General features: G+C 72.4%; 15 protein-coding genes. 6 read left to right on the top strand and 9 right to left on the bottom strand.

All coding sequences use genetic code 11. The annotated features are described in order from the left end of the window. Positions 1 to 89 precede the first annotated feature (89 nt). Together Psi01_RS12045 and Psi01_RS12040 are read left to right on the top strand one after the other, a co-directional pair. Positions 90 to 707, top strand: a complete 618-nt coding sequence (locus Psi01_RS12045; RefSeq protein ID WP_203877210.1) for an HAD family hydrolase — start codon at positions 90 to 92, stop codon at positions 705 to 707. Between the two features lie 111 nt (positions 708 to 818). Further along, positions 819 to 1,217, top strand: coding sequence for a cold-shock protein (locus Psi01_RS12040; protein ID WP_203877209.1), 399 nt, complete (start codon positions 819 to 821; stop codon positions 1,215 to 1,217). 34 nt (positions 1,218 to 1,251) lie between these two features. On the opposite strand, the gene Psi01_RS12035 is transcribed toward Psi01_RS12040, so the two are convergent. Beyond that, a complete protein-coding gene (locus tag Psi01_RS12035) occupies positions 1,252 to 2,838 on the bottom strand; it encodes an MFS transporter (RefSeq protein ID WP_239127529.1) in 1,587 nt (528 codons plus the stop codon). A 247-nt stretch (positions 2,839 to 3,085) separates the two neighbouring features. Here Psi01_RS12035 and Psi01_RS12030 point away from each other — a divergent pair, with 247 nt between their 5' ends. Both Psi01_RS12030 and Psi01_RS12025 read left to right on the top strand, forming a co-directional pair. Then, on the top strand, positions 3,086 to 3,901 hold the full coding sequence (locus Psi01_RS12030; protein ID WP_239127528.1) for a DUF3027 domain-containing protein: 816 nt from the start codon (positions 3,086 to 3,088) through the stop codon (positions 3,899 to 3,901). A gap of 148 nt (positions 3,902 to 4,049) precedes the next feature. After that, positions 4,050 to 7,247 (top strand): sacsin N-terminal ATP-binding-like domain-containing protein, encoded by a 3,198-nt coding sequence (locus Psi01_RS12025; protein ID WP_204064033.1) that lies wholly within the window; start codon positions 4,050 to 4,052, stop codon positions 7,245 to 7,247. A gap of 72 nt (positions 7,248 to 7,319) precedes the next feature. On the opposite strand, the gene Psi01_RS12020 is transcribed toward Psi01_RS12025, so the two are convergent. Then, positions 7,320 to 7,661 carry a DUF2530 domain-containing protein gene (locus Psi01_RS12020; protein ID WP_239127527.1) on the bottom strand — a complete coding sequence of 114 codons (342 nt, stop codon included), beginning with the start codon at positions 7,659 to 7,661 and terminating at the stop codon, positions 7,320 to 7,322. A 140-nt stretch (positions 7,662 to 7,801) separates the two neighbouring features. Here Psi01_RS12020 and Psi01_RS12015 point away from each other — a divergent pair, with 140 nt between their 5' ends. Next, positions 7,802 to 9,256: an NCS2 family permease gene (locus tag Psi01_RS12015; RefSeq protein ID WP_204064070.1), complete on the top strand. Its 1,455-nt coding sequence runs from the start codon at positions 7,802 to 7,804 to the stop codon at positions 9,254 to 9,256. 46 nt (positions 9,257 to 9,302) lie between these two features. Here the strand turns inward: Psi01_RS12015 and Psi01_RS12010 are convergent, their stop codons facing one another. Both Psi01_RS12010 and Psi01_RS12005 read right to left on the bottom strand, forming a co-directional pair. Continuing rightward, entirely contained in the window at positions 9,303 to 9,596 is a 294-nt protein-coding gene (locus Psi01_RS12010) for a hypothetical protein (RefSeq protein WP_204064032.1), read from the bottom strand. A 64-nt stretch (positions 9,597 to 9,660) separates the two neighbouring features. After that, a complete protein-coding gene (locus tag Psi01_RS12005; protein ID WP_204064031.1) occupies positions 9,661 to 10,344 on the bottom strand; it encodes a PH domain-containing protein in 684 nt (227 codons plus the stop codon). 263 nt (positions 10,345 to 10,607) lie between these two features. Here Psi01_RS12005 and Psi01_RS12000 point away from each other — a divergent pair, with 263 nt between their 5' ends. Beyond that, positions 10,608 to 10,853, top strand: coding sequence for a hypothetical protein (locus Psi01_RS12000; protein ID WP_204064030.1), 246 nt, complete (start codon positions 10,608 to 10,610; stop codon positions 10,851 to 10,853). A gap of 73 nt (positions 10,854 to 10,926) precedes the next feature. On the opposite strand, the gene Psi01_RS11995 is transcribed toward Psi01_RS12000, so the two are convergent. The 5 genes from Psi01_RS11995 to Psi01_RS11975 all read right to left on the bottom strand — a co-directional run bounded on the left by Psi01_RS11995 (position 10,927) and on the right by Psi01_RS11975 (position 16,239). Further along, on the bottom strand, positions 10,927 to 11,646 hold the full coding sequence (locus tag Psi01_RS11995) for a hypothetical protein (protein ID WP_204064029.1): 720 nt from the start codon (positions 11,644 to 11,646) through the stop codon (positions 10,927 to 10,929). 21 nt (positions 11,647 to 11,667) lie between these two features. Then, entirely contained in the window at positions 11,668 to 12,312 is a 645-nt protein-coding gene (locus tag Psi01_RS11990; RefSeq protein ID WP_204064028.1) for a hypothetical protein, read from the bottom strand. A gap of 322 nt (positions 12,313 to 12,634) precedes the next feature. Continuing rightward, positions 12,635 to 13,786 (bottom strand): MalY/PatB family protein, encoded by a 1,152-nt coding sequence (locus Psi01_RS11985; protein ID WP_239127526.1) that lies wholly within the window; start codon positions 13,784 to 13,786, stop codon positions 12,635 to 12,637. A gap of 121 nt (positions 13,787 to 13,907) precedes the next feature. After that, complete coding sequence (locus Psi01_RS11980) at positions 13,908 to 15,035, bottom strand: serine hydrolase domain-containing protein (RefSeq protein ID WP_204064027.1); 1,128 nt, start codon at positions 15,033 to 15,035, stop codon at positions 13,908 to 13,910. 163 nt (positions 15,036 to 15,198) lie between these two features. Then, the gene (locus Psi01_RS11975) at positions 15,199 to 16,239 is read right to left on the bottom strand and encodes a sigma-70 family RNA polymerase sigma factor (RefSeq protein WP_204064026.1); all 1,041 of its coding nucleotides are present in this window, start codon (positions 16,237 to 16,239) and stop codon (positions 15,199 to 15,201) included. Positions 16,240 to 16,328: the final 89 nt, after the last annotated feature.

Here is a 16,328-nt window from a genome sequence, read left to right as displayed (position 1 = left end):
TCGCCGATGAACCCGCTGCGGAGTCCGTCACTGATAAGTGGCGTAATTTCGGATTACCCCATTATCTGACCGTTTGGCATGCTCCATATATGGACTCGGTGGGTTTCGACCTCGACATGACCCTTGCGGACACCCGTGCGGGCATCGCCGCCGTCTACGACGAGCTGGCGCTGCGCATCGGAGTGACCATCGACAGTGCCGCGGTGGTGGCCCGGCTGGGACCTCCCCTGGAGTGGGAGCTGGCCAACTGGCTGCCCCAGGACAGGGTCCCCGAGGCCGCGGTGATCTTCCGCTCCCTCTACCCGTCGCTCGCCGTCCCCGCCACCACCCTCATGCCCGGCGCGCGCGAGGCCGTCGAGGCGGTGCGGGAGGCCGGCGGCCGGGTCATCGTGGTCACCGGAAAGAACTCCCGCGACGCCCTCAGCACGGTGGAATTCCTCGAACTGGAGGTGGACGAGGTCGTCGGATCGGTTTTCGGCGCCGACAAGGGTCCGGCTCTCGCGACTTTCGGCGCGGCGGCCTATGTTGGAGATCACGTCGCCGACATCGAGGCGGCACGAGCGGGAGGCGCCGTCAGCGTGGCGGTGGCGACCGGCCTCTATCCGGTAGGAGAACTGCGTGAGCACGGAGCCGATGTCGTACTGGGCGATCTGACCGAGTTCGCCGGCTGGTTCGACGGGTGGCGAACCCCGGCCGCACTCGTGTAGAGCCCCCGCGAAAACGCTGCAACGGGCGGCCGTTTACACGGTCGCTCTCCGCCTTCCTTGGGCATAACCTACTTCCATCCTTTTCACGACAGTCTGAACGAGGTCACCCCTGTGCCGAGTGGCAAGGTCAAGTGGTACGACGCCGACAAGGGTTTCGGCTTCCTCACCCGCGACGACGGCGGTGAGGTCTTCGTGCATTCATCCGCGCTGCCCGGTGGCGTGGACTCCCTCAAGCCGGGCCAGAAGGTCGAGTTCGGCGTGGCCGAGGGGCGCCGTGGCCAGCAGGCGCTCTCGGTCCGCGTGATCGACCAGCCCCCCACCCTCGCCAAGACCGTCAAGCCGAAGGGCAAGCGCAAGAAGCCCGACGAGATGGTCGTCATCGTGGAGGACCTGATCAAGCTGCTGGACAGCGTCTCGATGTCCTACCAGAAGGGCAAGCACCCGGAGGCCGTGCACGCCAAGAAGATCGCCACCGTGCTCCGGGCGGTGGCCGACGACCTGGACGCCTGACCGTCCCCGATCCGGGCCGCCGACCGCCCCCGCCTCAGCCGTGGGGGTTGGTCAGCGGCTTGGTGCGCTTCTCGGTAGGGGGATCGTCACGCCGCACCACGGTGGTGGTGGTCCCCTCGGGCCGGTTCCGCCGGGTCGCGGGCTCCGGTCCCGGCCCCTGCGTCTGCTCCTGCTCCTGTCCGTGCTCGGCGGCGGCGGCCCGGGCCGCCGCGACCCTGGCGTCCCTCGCGTGGATGCGCCGGCGGCGCCGTACCACGAGCCAGCCGAGCGAGCCCGCCAGCACCGCGGCCATCAGCGCGAACCCGGCGGGCCCCTCGGCGAACAGCGACAGCAGCAGCCCGACCAGACCGCCGACCACCCAGGAGATCTGCAGGAACGCCTCGACCACGCCGAAGGTGGACGAGCGCACCTCCTCGCCGATCTCACGCTGCACGACCGCGTCCAGCGCCAGCTTGCCCAGCCCCTGCGCGAACGCGGCGATCAGGGCGACGGCCACCGCCGTCCACAGGTTGAAGACGATCGAGGCCACGATGGTGCTCACCCCCGTCAGCGCGAGCGTGATCAGCACGATCACCTGCGGGGAGTGGTTGCGCACCCAGGAGGCCACACCGGCGCCGGCCAGACCGCCGGCCCCCGCGGCCACGGCCAGCACGGCGATGGTGGCCGCCGTCGGCAGACCCGGCAGGTTCTTCTCCTGCACCAGGAAGAGCAGATAGAAGAGCACGAACCCGGAGTAGAGGCGGATCGCGACGTTGGCCAGCATCGACTCGGCGACCACCGGGCCCACGTTGAGCATGGTGCGCCAGCGCAGCGGCCGCTCCTCCTCGTCCTCCTCCAGGTCGGGGGAGTCCACGTGGCGCGGGAGCCGTACGGCCAGCACGCCCTGGAGCAGGAACAGCACCATCGCCCCGCGCAGCACCCACTCGGCGCCGAGCCAGGCGCTGACGCCCGCGCCGACGGGGACCGCGACGCCCGCCGAGACCAGGGCGAACAGCGCCACCCTGGCGTTGGCGGTGACGAGCGCGATGTCGGCGGGCAGCACGTTCGGCATGATCGCGGCCCGGGAGACGTTGTAGGCCTTGGACAGCACCAGTACGGCCAGCGCGGCGGGGAAGATGGTGAACACGTCGCCCGGGACGATCGCCGCGGCCATCGCGAAGCAGAGCAGGCCCCGGCCGAACAGGGTGCCGGCCATGACGAAGCGGCGGCCCGAGCGGAACCGGTCGAGGACCGGGCCGACGAACGGCGCGACCACCACGAACGGGATCATCGTGATCAGCAGATAGAGCGCGACCTGTCCGCGGGCCTCGTTCACCGGCAGCTTGAACAACGTCCCGGCCAGGGCCGCGGTGACCAGCGCGTCGCCCGCGCTGTGCGCGGCGGTCAGCTCGATCAGCTGGCCCAGCCCGGTGCGGCCCGCGCCCTGGGCGTGGGTCAGCCTCCGGGTGGCCCTGCCGGCCCACTGCGTCGCGCCCGCGGCGCCGCGCCCGACCCGGACGGTGGCCCGCCCCGTGCTTCTCCCCGCACGCACGGTCGCACGCCCGGCCCCCGCGGCGGCGCGCCCGATCCGGCGGGAGGCCTCTCCCGCCGTCTTGCGTGCTCTCTCCCAGCCACCTGCCACGCATCCAGTCTTACCCGAAGGACACATGCGGTGCCCGTTATGACCCTCACTTGCCCGGAGATGGGCGGCAACCGGTGCCGAATCGCTCCGGGCATGGGCGAGAATGGTAAGTGAGCGAGCGCAGCCGGTGGGCCGTCAGGCCACAGCAGCTCCGCGGCGCGGCCGGCGATGCGGGCCGGGCGGGGCGCGGCGAGCACGCGGTCAGACACCACGCCCCTCGGGTTACGAGGCCGACGAAGGAGGAACCGTGACCCGCATCCGATCCCGTGCCGTAGTCATCGACCAGGCCTGTGCGGCCGCGGTCGACCTGGCCCGCTCCGCGGTCGAGGAGAGCGTCAGGCCGGGCGAGATCGGCGAGCATCTCGGCATGGAGGCCGAGGACGACCGGGTCGTCACCCACTACTTCGCCTGCCTCGATCGCGCCTACCGCGGCTGGCGCTGGGCCGTCACCGTGACCAGAGCCTCCCGCGCGCGCAAGGTGACGGTCAGCGAGGTCGTGCTGCTGCCCGGCACCGGCGCTCTCCTGGCGCCCGCCTGGGTGCCGTGGAGCGAGCGGCTGCGCCCCGGCGACCTGGGCGTGGGCGACCTGCTGCCCACCGGCGAGGACGACGACCGTCTCGCGCCGGGCTTCACCGAGACCGACGACGACGTCGACCGTCAGATGATCTTCGAGTACGGCCTCGGCCGGGCCCGCGTGCTGTCCCCGATCGGCCGCGACCGCGCCGTGCGGCGCTGGCACGCCGGCGAGTCCGGGCCGCACACCCCCATCGCGCACGCCGCCCCGGCCCAGTGCTCCACCTGCGGGTTCTACTGGCCGCTGGCGGGGTCGCTGCGCACCGGCTTCGGCGTCTGCGCCAACGAGTACGCCCCCGACGACGGCCGTGTGGTCGCCGCCGACCACGGGTGCGGCGCGCACTCCGAGGCCGCCGTGGTGCCGCACCAGGTCGAGCCGAGCGCCCCGATCCTCGACGACCACGTCTACGACCTTGAGGAGCCCTCCGAGGCCGAGCTGACCGGCTCGGTGGACGAGACCTCCTCGGACGAGCCGCTGGGCCACTCCTGAAGTCGCGGGCGCCCGGCGTGTGAGCGCCGGGCGCGCCGCGGGATCGCGGTCCCGGCCCTCCCCAGGCCGTGGCCGGCCGTCGCCAGAACGCCCTGGATCGGCAGCCGCGCGCTGCCGCCCCCGGATTCCGACGTTTGGACTCATCGCTGTGACTGACACCTTCGGCACCGATCGGCTGCGCTCCGCCGTGCTCGCGGCCTGGACCGCCTCGCCCGCGCGTTTCCGCGAGGACGCCAACGCGGAGGAGGACTTCGCGCTCGGCGGCTACCGGGACCGGCTGATCGTCGAGCTGGCGCAGAACGCCGCCGACGCCGCCCTGCGCGCCGGGGTGCCCGGCCGGCTGCGGCTGTCGCTGCGCGAGGGCGTGCTGTCGGCCGCCAACACCGGCGCGCCGATCGACACCGCCGGGATCGAGAGCCTGTCCACGCTGCGCGCCTCCGCCAAGCGCGACGAGGCCGCGGCGACGGGCCGGTTCGGGGTCGGCTTCGCGGCCGTGGTCTCGGTCTGCGACGAGCCGGTGATCGGCTCGCTCGGCTCCGGGGTGGTCCGCTGGTCCCGCGAGCAGACCGCCGCCCTGGTCGCCGCGGAGCCCGCGCTCGCCGGCGAGCTGGCCGAGCGCGGCGGGCACGTGCCCCTGCTGCGCCTGCCGTTCCCGGGCGGACCGGTGGAGATCCCGCAGGGCTTCGACACGCTCGTACGGCTCCCGCTCCGCGACGAGGCCGCGGTGCAGGCCGTACGGACGATGCTCCGCGAGGCCGGCCCCGCGCTGGTGATCGGCATGCCCGCCCTGGAGTCGATCGAGATCGACGTGGACGGCGAGACCAGGACCATCGTCCCCGACGGCTGGCACGTCGTCTCGGCCTCCGGCCGCTTCACCCCCGAGCAGATCACCGCCCTGTTCGCCGACCGCCCCACCGAGGAACGCGCCCGCCCCCACTGGCAGATCCGCTGGGCCGTCCCCGTCTCCGCCCCCTCCGGCGCCCGGCCTGTCTCCCCGGGCGAGACCGGTCTTCTCGGCGGCGCTCAGCCCGTTCCCCCGGGCGGAGCCCGGGAGGGATCCGAGGCCGGGGCCGAGGGCGGGATGCGGGGCGACGAGCCCGGGCCGTTGCCGGGGAACGTGCCGGCCGTCGTGCACGCGCCGACGCCCAGTGACGAGCCGCTCGACCTGCCCGCCCTGCTGATCGCCTCCTTCCCGCTGGCCACCGACCGGCGGCACGTGGCGACGGGGCCGCTGACCGACTTCCTGGTCGAGCGCGCGGCCGAGCTGTACGTCGAGCTGCTGTCCGGGCTGGCCCGCACTCCGAAGCTGCTCGACCTCGTCCCCGGTCTGATGGGCAGGGGCGAGCTCGACGCCGCGATCCGCCGGGCGATCCTGCGGCTGCTCCCCGACGCCCCGCTCCTGCCCGTGCTCTCCCCGCCCGCCGACGCCGAGCCCGCCGAGTCCGCCGCCGATGAGGACGCCGACCTGGTCGTCGCGGGACGGCAGGCGTCCGTGGTGGCGGCCCCGGGCGAGCTGCTGGAGAAGATCGCCCCCATGGTCCCCGGCCTGCTGCCCGCCGGATGGCCGTCCCGGCACCCCGCGATCGCCGCGCTCGGCGTGAAGCGGGTGGAGCTGGCCGACGTCGTGGACATGCTCGCCGGCGACCTTTCCGGCGGCGGGGGCGGGGACCGGGACCCGGCCTGGTGGCGCTCGCTGTACGAGGTGCTGCCCGCCGACGACCCCGAGGCGCTCGGCGCGCTGCCCGTCCCGCTGGCCGACGGCCGGCTGGTCCGCGGGCCGCGCGGCACGCTCGTACTGACCGAGCGCGGCTCCCTCGACCTCACCGTGCTCGCCCCGCTCGGGCTCCGCGTGGTCCACCCCGACGCCGCCCACCCGTTGCTGCTGCGTCTCGGCGCCGCCGAGGCGACCCCGCGGACCGTGCTGGAGGACCCGCTCACCCGCGCGGCCGTCTCCGAGTCGCTGGAGAGCTCCGATCCCGAGCCGGTGGCCCAGGCCGTACTGGCCCTGGTCGACGCCGCCGGGCTGACCGCGGGAGAGGCCCCCTGGCTGGCCGACCTGGCGCTGCGCGGCGCGGACGGCGAGCTCTATCCGGCGGGTGAGCTGCTCCTGGCCGAAGGCGTGCTGGCCGGGCTGCTGGACGAGGAGACCCACTTCGGCACGGCCGCGCCCGAGCTGGTGGAGCGGTACGGCTCGCGGGTGCTGGCGGCGACCGGGGTGCTGGACGGCTTCGCCGTGGTCAACGACGCCGACGTCATGATCGACCCGGACGAGTGCGACCACGACCTGGACCGCGAGGACGAGTGGCTGGAGCACGTGCTCGACCTGCTGCCCGAGCTGGATGTGCCCCCGGTGGCCAGGGAGTTCTCCGCCGTCCGCGACCTGGAGTACATCGCCGACTGGCCCGCCGCCCTGGCCCTGCTCTCCCGCCCGCCGCTGCGCTCGGTCCTGCACCCGCTGCGCGTCCTGGTCGCGGGCGAGGTCGTGGAGGTGCCGTCCTACACCGCGTGGTGGCTGTCCACCCACCCGGTCCTCGGCGGGAAGCTCCCCACGGAGCTGCGCCTGCCGGCCGGTGACCCGCTGCTGTTCGGCCTGTACGGCGACGCCCCGGCCGCCGCCGACGAGGCCGCCCTCGCGATGATCGGCGTCCGGACCACGCTTCCCGAGCTGCTCGCCTCGCACAGCGGGCCCGACGAGCTGCTCGACCTGCTGGCCGATCCCTCGATCGAGGTGGACCGGGCCCAGCTGCGCGCGCTGTGGGTGGCCCTGGCGGCCGTCGAGCCGGCCCGCGTCGCGCCCCCGCGCGCGGTCAGGGCGATCCTCGACGGCGAGATCGTGGTCGCCGACGTCGAGGAGGGACGTCTGCTGTCCGCCTCCGGGACGCCGGACTCCGAGACCGCCGCGGCGGGCGAGCCCGTCGTGGTGGAGGCGCCCGACCTGCTGCCGCTGGTGGCCGACCGGCCGCTGATCCTGGCCCCCTTCGACCTCGCCGAGGCGCTGTCGGAGCTGCTCGACCTGCCGCTGGCCGGGGAGGAGGCGCCCGCCGAGGTGACCTCGGCCGGGGAGGTGCGCGAGGTGCCGCCCGCCGTACGGTCCCTGCTGCCGACCGCGCCCGCCACCTACGTGGAGCACGAGAAGCTGCTCGTGGACGGCGTCCCGGTCACCTGGCGCTTCGCCGAGGGCACGGTGCACGCCTCGGGGGTGGAGGGGCTGGCCAGGGGGCTGGCGTGGGCGTCCGGTCAGTGGGGCGACCGGCTGGCGGTGGCCGCGCTGCTGCGCGACCCGGCCGCGGTGCCCCTGCTGCTCGCCGAGGCCGACCTCGACAGCTGGACCGCGTCGACCTCCTGACGTCCGGCCCTGCCGGGGGAGATCTACCGGGGCCGCCGCGCCTGGCGCCACGCGGCGGTCCTGGCATGCCGCTCACCCCGTGCGAGGCCGCTCCTGACCCTCGACCGCCTCGGAGTGGTCCATCGTGGGGGGCGTGGGCATGTGGGAGGCGGGCGGGACCGCCGTAGCGGGCTCGACCGGCTCCTCGGCGGCGGGCAACGGGCTCCTGCGGTCGCGCCGCCTGACGTACCACAGGCCGAACAGGCCGCCGCACAGGCCCGACACGCACGTCCAGATCCACCAGCGGTGATCCGGGCCGGGCTGCAGGACCAGGAGGACGACCAGAGCGACCACCCACAGGCCCATGCCGGCGAGGATCGTCGCCGTGTCGTTCGTCTTCAGCGGTTGCAGATCCCGGCGGGGTGGCTCGTTCACGTGCTCCAGCGTAGGCGACGAAAACTCACCGCTCGCAAAACGGATGGTGTGAAGGCGCGAATCGGTTGCGATCCCATCACCATCGCGACCCGGGTCTTCCGGGTTGGGAGGCTCGCTGTCACTCTGCGTGCGTGAGTGACATGAAAACCCACCAAATAAGCACTCTTGACCGTTTCTTTCACATCTCCGAACGGGACTCGTCGGTGGGCCGCGAGGTCCGCGGAGGGTTCGCGACCTTCTTCACGATGGCCTACATCGTGGTGCTCAACCCCCTGATCATCGCGACCGTCCCGGACGTCGAGGGGCAGTTCATCGGGGACGGGAGCGCCCCCAACGTCCCCCTGGTGGCCGCCGGGACCGCCTTCGTGGCGGGCGTGCTCAGCATCCTGATGGGCGTCATCGGCAAGGTCCCGTTCGCGATGGCGGCGGGGCTGGGCCTGAACGCCTTCGTCACCTTCGGCATCGCCTCGCAGATGTCGTGGGAGTCGGCCATGGGCCTGGTCTTCCTCGAAGGCGTCATCATCGCCCTGCTGGTGCTGACCGGCTTCCGCACGGCGGTGTTCAACGCCATCCCGGCCCAGCTCAAGACCGCGATCAGCGTCGGCATCGGCCTGTTCATCGCCCTGATCGGCTTCGTGGACGCCGGTTTCGTCCGCAAGGCCCCGGCCACGCCGCTGGAGCTCGGCATCGGCGGCAACCTGACCAGCTGGCCGATCTTCGTGTTCGTGGTCGGCCTGCTGCTGACCGCCGTACTGGTGGCCAGGAGGACCAAGGGCGCCATCCTGATCGGCATCGTCGTCACCACGATCCTCGCGATCGTCGTCGAGGCGGTGGCCCAGGTCGGCGGCTCCGGGACGCCCGACAAGCCCAACCCGGCCGGCTGGCGGCTCGTCACCCCCGAGATGCCCGACACCATCTTCGGGTTCACCAACCCGCTGGTGCTGTTCCGGGAGTTCGACCCGATCGGCGCGTTCGGCTCCGTCTCCGCCGTCGTCGCCCTGCTGCTCGTCTTCACCCTGCTGATCACCGACTTCTTCGACACCATGGGCACGGTCGTCGGCGTCGGCCGCCAGGCCGGCCTGGTCCAGGAGGACGGCACCCTTCCCCGCACCCGCGAGATCCTGCTCGTCGACTCGATCGGCGCGGCGGCCGGCGGCGCGGGCTCGGTCTCCTCCAACACGACCTACATCGAGTCGGCGGCGGGCGTCGGCGAGGGTGCGCGCACCGGCCTGGCCAGCGTGGTCACCGGCGTGCTGTTCCTGCTGGCCATCTTCGTCTCGCCGCTGGTCGCGGTCGTCCCCTACGAGGCCGCCGCCCCGGCGCTGGTCATCGTGGGCTTCCTGATGATGACCTCGGTCCGCGACATCGACTTCACCGACTACGAGATCGCCATCCCGGCGTTCCTCACCATCGTGCTGATGCCCTTCAGCTACTCCATCGCCAACGGAATCGGCGCGGGCTTCGTCACCTACGTCCTGATCAAGCTGGTCAAGGGCAAGGCCCGCGAGGTCCACCCGCTGATGTGGGTGGTCGCGGCGCTGTTCGTCCTGTACTTCGCCCTCGGTCCGATCAAGCTCCTGCTGGGTCTGGCCTGATCACTGAAGGCCGTCATGGTGACTGCAGCCGGTCACCATGACGGCCTTAGGACTCATGTGACGCTTCGCTGTCCTGCGTCCGCCTCTTCGTGCGAGCCAGATGCAGCAGCCATCCGACGGATATCGCCAGAGCGGCGACGACAGCGAAGCCGATGACCCAGATGACGCTGCCGAACAGCGGGATGGATTCGTCAGCTGCCATAATCCGGTCGATTGGCCACGGTACTCCGAGAAGCTTCAGGCCTCCCCAGAGCACGGCCAACCCCACGACGAAGACGAAGCCCTCGAAAGCGACCTCTCCGACGAGCTCCGCGATGAACTTCCCCACACGACGCACCACGCCCCTCCTTCGATGCCGTCGTCCGCAGATGAGTGCCCAGCGGCGGACCCCATTGCGAGGTCTCTCATGTCTCCGGCGTCATGTCTGCCGTGCCGCGGGTGGTGACCACCGCCTCCCGGAGCCGGTCGACGACACGGTCTGCCCGCGTGTGCCATCCCAGCCACATCGCCAGGTTCGATTTCTGTACGGCCCAGGCTGAGACGGTTCTCCCGGAGTCCGTCTCGATCGCGATGCCGTCGTCGCGTGCTGAGATCGACGCGATCTGGGTGAGGAGGATCCGGTGCGTCGACAGAGGGTTGCGGACGATTACCGCTCCATCGGTCAGCCGTATCCAGGGACGGACGCTCTGCAACAGGCACCGCACACCGAGGGCGCCCATCAGCGGGATGATCCCCACCAGGCCGAGCACGGTGACGACCGGGGCCACCTCGAAACCGGAGATCAGAAGCACTGTGACGAGGATGAGCAGGCTGAGCAGTACCAGGAATCCGCAGACGCCGGCGATCCTTCCCACAAGGCTCACCCGCCATGTCTCCTCCACGTAGGGCCTCCCGTCGCGGGATGATCTACATAGGTGATCAACGGGCATGACGGGTGGGGAGTTCCGGCCGCCGAGACCTGTCCTGCGGATCATGGGAGTCGATCCACGATGGCGGGATGAGCTGGAACCGTCGAAGTCAATGCTGTCAACGGGGCGGGTGCCGTAGGCGGCCTCCATCGCCAACGGAATCGGCGCGGGCTTCGTCACCTACGTCCTGATCAAGCTGGTCAAGGGCAAGGCCCGCGAGGTCCACCCGCTGATGTGGGTGGTCGCGGCGCTGTTCGTCCTGTACTTCGCCCTCGGCCCCATCAAGGTCCTGCTGGGCCTGGCCTGAGCGGTGAAGGCCGTCGTGGCGACCGAAGCCGGTCGCCACGACGGCCTTTCGTTTTGTCCGGCCCTCGATCCAGGGGGCGGGGAACCCGAGGTGGCCTTGATCGATCTGGATAGGCCGCCGGGGTGGAAAGGGCGGCATGGACGTTTCCGTGTACCACCGGCGGCGGCTGGTCGGGTTCATCGAGGACTCGAAGGTGGACGACTTCCGGACCTACGGCCGTTGGCGATCTGCCGCTTGCGAGCAGACGACGGTGTTCCTCCTGGCCGTAGACGCGGAGGCGGAGCCGGAGGTCGGCCTGGGGCCGGAGGGGAAGGCCGCCGGTTACGTGACGGGCATCGACGACGGGTGGATCGAGGTCGTGACGGTGCCGGCGGTGCCGTAGGCGTCCTCCCGGCCCTCGGAGAAACAGGGCTCCAGTTGCCCGTGAGTGATCCGTCCGGCGTCGCGGCGCTGGTTCAGGCGGTTTCGTCGCCGACGGGGGACTCCGTCCGGGGCCGGCGGCGGCCGGTGACGAGGGCTGCGGCGAGGCTTCCGGCGAACACGATCCAGCAGATCACGAGGACCACGGCGTGGATGCGCCCGAAGTCGCCGATGTCGGGCCGTCCGGTGGCGGGATCGGCGGTGCGAGGGCTCACCAGGCCGAGCGGGTCCTCCAGGACGGTGATCGAGTCCGCCGGGTTCCCGTCGGTCATGGCGGCCTCCAGCCGGGCGTCCGCGAACTCGTTGCCGTGCATCCCGCCGCCGGCCACCGCCTCGCCGTCAGGCCGTACGAGCTCCAGGGTGGCCGTGCAGACGTAGGGACCGATCTCGGCGGCCTGGCCGGTCACGTGGTGGCCGCATTCGCGGGCCGAGTCCGCGACGACGGCCTCGACCGGCCGGCCCAGGACGGTCAGGTAGACGGCGTGCAGAGGCTGGGCCCCGCCGGCGAAAGTGACGAGGCCGAGGACGAACTGCGCCGCCGCCACAGGGACGGCCCATCTCTTGCGGCCGCCCGCGTAGAGCAGCAGGAACAGCAGGACCGGCGCCGCCAGCAAGCCGGCCATCCAGGCCAGGAACATGAGGAGGGCGAGGAACCCCTCGTCATTCCTGACGAGGTACAGCGGCGCCACCAGGTCGCAGACGAGGCACGCCAGGAGCGTGAGCAGATGTATCGGCTTCGGTCTCCAGCGCCCCACGCCCCCGCCTCCCGTCGTCGATCATCTCGATCGTGCCATCACGGGGCCGCCGGTGGCGATGCAGAGCAGTGCGAATCCCGATCCGATGGCGAGTACGGTGATCACGCCTTCGGGCCAGTAGATGTGACTGCCCAGCCACACGACGGAGGCGGCGATCAGGATCGTGCCGCCGGTCGCCACCCGCCGGCCGCCGTACCGGGCGGCCAGGGCCTTGGTCGTCGCCACGGATGCCAGCAGGAAGCCCGCCGCGCCGATGAATCCCAGTGTTCCGCCGACGACGTCGAGGGCCGGGCCCGTACGGCTCAGGGCCACCGGGTCGTCGGCGGTGGCCACCATCGTGCCGTAGGCGACCCCGGCGATCGCGTCGAGGCTCGTGTAGAAGACCGCGTACACGAGGCAGCCCACGCGCGCGGTCGTCGCCCATCGGCCCGTCAGCCCGCGCAGGAGCAGCAGCGGAGACCCCGCCAGCAGGGGGAACAGCGGCAGGAGCAGCAGGTGCAGGGCGATCCATCGCCCGGCGGTGTCCTGGGTCAGGTGGTGGGGATGGAACAGGCCCGCCACGGCGAGCACCACGGGGACGAGCGTCAGGGCGGCGAGGCGGGGGACGGCCAGCCTCGGGGGGGTCTCCTGCCGGACGATGGAATCGGCCGGGGAACGGGTGGTCACGCGCTGCTCCTGACGGGGACGGATGTCGATAGGAGGATCTTCGTGACATCCCTCCGCGGGCACCTCGGCCGAACAGTCCGGTGACCGGTGACTTTGGTCGACGGGAGGCGCTACCGCGGTCGCAGGCGGAGCGGCCGCGGATGCGCCGTCAGGGGCAGTGCGTACGCCGCCGGGAGGACCGCGCGACCGTTGCCGGGAGCACGGTCGCGGCCCGGTACGACGCGGCCCGGTACGACGCGGCCCGGTACGACGCGGCCCGGTGCGGTCCGGTACGGCGTGGCGCGGTCCGGTGCGGCCATGACCCCCCGGAGGAGACGCGGCCTCAGCCGTCCACGGCCTTGCGCATGCGGCGCAGGATCTCTTCGAGGATCGGTCCCGAGGTGGCGAAGTTCAGCCGGGCGAATCCCTCTCCTCCCGGGCCGAAGGCGGGGCCGTGGCTGAGCATGACCCCGGCCTCGTCGAGGAAGAACGCCGCCGGGTCGGGGCCGAGGCCGAGTCCGCGGCAGTCCAGCCAGGCCAGGTAGCCCCCCTCGGGGCTGTGGTGGCGGATCCCGGCGGGCAGCGATCCGGCGACCAGACCGCGGTTGCGGGCGAGGGTCTCCCGGGCCTCGGCCAGCCAGGCGTCGCCCTCCCGCCACGCGGCCAGCGTGGCCAGCACGCTGAGGTTGCTCACCTCGCCGAACAGCAGGGGCGGCTGGGCCCGCAGCGCCTCGCGTACGCGCCCGTCCCCGATGTGGGCGACGGAGCAGCGCAGCCCCGCCAGGTTGAAGGCCTTGCTGGCGGAGGTCAGCGTGACGGTACGGCCGGCGGCCTCCTCGTTCAGCGAGGCGAACGGGATGTGCCGGTTCGGCTCGTGGACCAGTTCGGAGTGGATCTCGTCGGAGATGACGAGGAGGTCGTGGCGGGCGGCGATCTCCGCGATCCCGCCGAGCTCGTCGCGGGTCAGCACCCGGCCGGTGGGGTTGTGCGGGTTGACCAGCACCAGCGCCCGGCAGCCGTGGCGGGCCACGTCGTCGGCCAGCCGGTCCGGGTCGAAGGACCAGCCGTCGCCGTCGTCGGTCATCGGGACGGGGACCAGCCGGCGGTCCATGTCCGTCAGGGTCTTCAGGAACGGCGGGTAGGCGGGCGTGTGAATCGCCACGGCGTCCCCCGGCCTGGTCGCGACGTGCAGCACCACCTGCAGCGCCTGGATCAGTTCCGTGAACACCCGGACGTGCGAGGGGTCGGGGCGGAAGCCGTACAGGCGCGTCATCCGCTCGGTGAAGGCCTCCCTGAGCGGGTTCGCCTCGGGCCGGTCGTCCCAGAGCGGGTAGCCCAGGCCGGTGTCGATCTCCCGCAGGAGCGCCGCACGCACCGGCGCCGCGACGGGGTAGTCCATGTCGGCGACCCAGGCGGGGAGCACTCCGGGTCCGGCGCCGGCCCACTTCGCCATGGGCCGGCGCCGCAGCTCTTCGACGTCGAGGTTGTCGAACATGCGAGGGTCCTCCGTTGTCTGCGCGGTGACGTCACCGACATCACCGACATCACCCGAAGGACCGACCCTAGGTCATCGCCCGGGGCGGGCACGGCCCCGGGGAAGAGGGCGGCCGGAGCGGTCAGCCGTTCATGACGATCCGGCCGATGTGGTCGAAGGTGCCGTAGTCCCCGGAGGAGACCCGGTTCTTGATCAAAGCGAACGCGGTCCGGGTGGCGGCGTCGGCGTAGGCGGCGGTCCCGCCGCTGCCGGACATGCCGAACAGGGTGGGGCTGCTGAGCTGCTCGCTGGCGCCGAGGGCGTACCCCAGGGCCCGGGTGGCGGGGAAGCCGGCGACCTCGTCCATGCCGGTGAACGCCACCGCGGTGACCTCACGGAGCCGTTCGGGGGAGACCAGCCGTACGCCGTCCACCTCGTCCATGAGCGCGGCGTACATCCGGGCCACCGCGCGGGCCGTCATGGTGCCGCCCGCCGGGATGTCGGAGGTCAGGACGTCCGGGCGGTTGCCGAAGGCGGCGTCGGGCATCGCGGCCATCGGCGCCGCCGTGTAGCCGTCCACGACCCTGAAGAACGGGATGTCCGCGAACATCTCGGGGGACACCTCGGGCATCCCCGGCGGAAGCGGCGCCTCCTCCAGCCGGGCCAGGCGGCCCAGCTCGGACTCGGGGACGCCGAAGAACAGCTCGTCGGCCACGCCCAGCGGCCCGGCCACCTCCTCCTCGAGCACCTGCGAGATCGGCTTGCCGGTGGCCCGCCGTACGACCTCGCCGACGATGTAACCAAACGACTGGGGGTGGTAGCCGGTCTTGCTCCCCGGCTCCCACCACGGCGTGGCGTCGGCGATCGCGGCGCACATCTTGTCCCAGTCGCACAGGTCCTCCGGCGTGGTCGCGACAGGCACCCCCGGCACCCCGAGGGTGTGGGTCAGGGCGTGGCGCAGGGTCGCGGAGCCCTTGCCGTGGGCGGCGAACTCCGGCCACAGCTCGGCGATCGGGGTGTCGTAGGACAGCGCGCCCCGCTCGACGAGCACGTGCACCACGGTGGCGGTGACGCCCTTGCCGGTCGAGGTGCTGTAGACGGGGGTGTCGGAGGTCATCGGACGGCCGGTGGCGGTGTCGGCCACGCCCGCGACCACGTCGGCCACCTGCTCGCCGTGCCGGTAGACGGCCACCTGCAGGCCCGTCTCCGCACCGGACTCCACCAGCCGGTCGGCGGCCTCCTGAAGCTGCTTCTGCAGATCGGTGTTCATGATCGGTCCCTTCGCGATGCGACATGTGACCGTTGAGACGGCGACCCGCCGGAAAAGGAATCGCTCCCGGGAAAGATTTTTCACGGCGCCGCCGACCGGCCCGCCGCGGGGCCGCCCGGCGGGTCGTCGTCCCGGGTACGGGCCCGCCGGCGGCCGCCGTGCGTCACAGTTCCGCGGGGAGACCGAAGGCCGGGAACACCTCGTCGCCGAAGGTCGTGATCTGGGTGATCAGGCCGTCCTCGACCCGCAGGACGCCGAGCCACGAGGGCCGGTAGACGGACTCGCCCGCGCGCCGCAGATAGGCCGCCGCGGCCGGCTGCCGGTTGGCGTGAACCGGCAGGACGCGCCAGTCGCCCCAGGCCTCGGGACCGACCATGGCCGGGCGCCACGCCTCGACGATCGCCTTCCCGCCCAGGATCCACATGGGCTGGGGCGGCATCGACTGCCACGCGTCGTCGCGCAGGATCCCGGCCAGGACGGCGGGATCGGCCTGTTCGACGGCGTCGATGTAGCGCTGGAGGACCGCGCGCTCCTCCCGGGTCGGGTCCGACGACGGCGCCCACTCCGACCGCCGCTCGGGCAGGTGCTCGCGCAGCGCCGGCCGGGCCCGCTGCAGCGCGCTCTTGATCGCGGGCACGCTCATCTCCAGCAGCGCGGCGGTCTCCTGCGCCGGCAGGCCGACCACGTCCCGCAGGATCAGCACCGCCCGCTGCCGGGGCGGCAGGTGCTGGATGGCGGCCAGGAAGGCCAGCTCGATCGTCTCCTTGGCGACCACCGCCGCGTCCGGCTCGGCCTCGCTCGGCGCGGCCGGCTCCAGCAGCCGGTCGGGATAGGGCTGCAGCCAGGAGATGTGCCCGGACGGCGGTGCGGGCGGCGGCGGTACGGCACCGCCCTCCACGACGGGCGCCTGCCGGGGGAGCGGCCGGCGCGGGTGACGGTCGAGGAAGTCCAGGCAGGCGTTCGTCGCGATGCGGTACAGCCAGGCCCGGAAGGTCGAGCGGCCCTCGAAGCCCGCACGCCCGCGCCACGCGCGCAGGAACGTCTCCTGCACCATGTCCTCGGCCTCCTCGAAGGAGCCGAGCATCCGGTAGCAGTGCACCCGCAGCTCCCGCCGGTGGCGCTCGACCAGCGTGCCGAACGCCGACTCGTCCCCCGCGCGGGCGGCGTCCACCAGTGTGCTGTCCTCCGCCTGGATCTCGTTCATGGGGTCCAGTCAACCAACCGCCGGGCGTTCCGCGCGACGAAGCGGGAGGAAGGCCCCGGAAGGTGCCACCGTGCCCACGTGATAGGAGT

The sequence above is a fragment of the Paraplanobispora siamensis genome (assembly GCF_016863175.1).
Classification (GTDB): Bacteria; Actinomycetota; Actinomycetes; order Streptosporangiales; family Streptosporangiaceae; genus Planobispora; species Planobispora siamensis.
This window is presented reverse-complemented; position numbering and strand designations above follow the sequence as displayed.

Coding starts and splice junctions, on each gene's coding strand:
- Psi01_RS12015 (WP_204064070.1), top strand. CDS start 7,802: ATGAAAACCCACCAAATAAGCACTCTTGACCGTTTCTTTCACATCTCC.
- Psi01_RS12000 (WP_204064030.1), top strand. CDS start 10,608: ATGGACGTTTCCGTGTACCACCGGCGGCGGCTGGTCGGGTTCATCGAG.
- Psi01_RS11980 (WP_204064027.1), bottom strand. CDS start 15,035: ATGAACACCGATCTGCAGAAGCAGCTTCAGGAGGCCGCCGACCGGCTG.
- Psi01_RS11985 (WP_239127526.1), bottom strand. CDS start 13,786: ATGTTCGACAACCTCGACGTCGAAGAGCTGCGGCGCCGGCCCATGGCG.
- Psi01_RS12045 (WP_203877210.1), top strand. CDS start 90: ATGGACTCGGTGGGTTTCGACCTCGACATGACCCTTGCGGACACCCGT.
- Psi01_RS11975 (WP_204064026.1), bottom strand. CDS start 16,239: ATGAACGAGATCCAGGCGGAGGACAGCACACTGGTGGACGCCGCCCGC.